Origin of the sequence: Salifodinibacter halophilus (assembly GCA_012999515.1) — a bacterium.
Taxonomy (GTDB): domain Bacteria; phylum Pseudomonadota; class Gammaproteobacteria; order Nevskiales; family Salinisphaeraceae; genus Salifodinibacter; species Salifodinibacter halophilus.
The window spans coordinates 1-262 of the sequence record JABEEB010000358.1 but is presented as its reverse complement, the minus strand read 5'-3'; the positions used below and the strand labels follow the sequence as shown (position 1 = coordinate 262).

Sequence of the window (262 nt, the reverse complement as noted above, 5' to 3'; positions counted from 1 at the left end):
GAACCGATGGCCTGGCCCTTCTTGATCGGCGCGACCAGGGTCTTGGGCACGTCCATGCTCGGCTTGAGCTGCGGGTACTTGCCGCGCTGCACGGTCACCAGCAGCGGCTCGGCCACGCCGAGCTGCACTTCGGCGCTCTGGCCCTTCCAGACCTTCTGCTTGGCGATGGCCTTGCCGGCGTCGTAGAGCTTGTGGGTCTCGAAGAAGCGGAAGCCCCAGTTGAGCAGCGCCTGGCTGTCGGTCGCGCGCTGGGCTTCGGAGG

General features: G+C 67.6%; 1 protein-coding gene. It reads right to left on the bottom strand.

The genetic code is table 11. The features are described from left to right. Positions 1-262, bottom strand: a 262-nt coding sequence (locus HKX41_12015) for a serine-type D-Ala-D-Ala carboxypeptidase (GenBank protein NNC24860.1), incomplete at both ends; no start/stop codon positions are given.